At 70.5% G+C, this 481-nt stretch carries 1 protein-coding gene; it reads left to right on the top strand.

All coding sequences use genetic code 11. The features are described 5' to 3' along the window. On the top strand, positions 1-481 hold a 481-nt coding region (locus tag ACLEQD_RS45090), incomplete at both ends, for an AMP-binding protein (protein WP_410392021.1).

Genomic DNA, 481 nt, shown 5'->3' with positions numbered 1-481 from the left:
GAAGCGTGCGTGCACTCGCTCTTCGAGGCGCAGGTGCGCAACGCGCCCGAGGCGCTGGCAGCCGTGTTCGAGGGGACGGAATTGACGTACGCGCAGCTGGATGCGCGCGCCAATCAACTCGCGCATACCCTTCGCCGTCGTGGCGTGGGCCCGGAAGTTCGCGTCGCGCTCAGCGTCGAGCGCTCGCTCGATATCGTCATCGGCTTGCTTGGCATCCTGAAGGCTGGTGGTGCCTGGGTGCCGGTGGATCCGCTGCTCCCCCGGGAGCGGCTGGCCTTCATGCTGGAGGACAGCGCCGCGCAGGTGCTCGTCACCCAGCAGGGGCTGGTGGACCGCTTCCCGGAGGCGCTGCGTGGCCGCGCGCTCTGCCTGGACACCGCGCGCGGTGCGCTCGCCGAAGAGTCCACGGACGCGCCCACGACGGGTGTGACGCCCGCGAACATGGCGTACCTGCTCTACACGTCGGGCAGCACGGGCACGC

Source organism: Corallococcus sp. 4LFB, from assembly GCF_046520365.1.
Lineage (GTDB): Bacteria > Myxococcota > Myxococcia > Myxococcales > Myxococcaceae > Corallococcus > Corallococcus caeni.
Note: the sequence above shows the minus strand (reverse complement) of the source record. Positions and strands in the feature narration are given on the sequence as shown.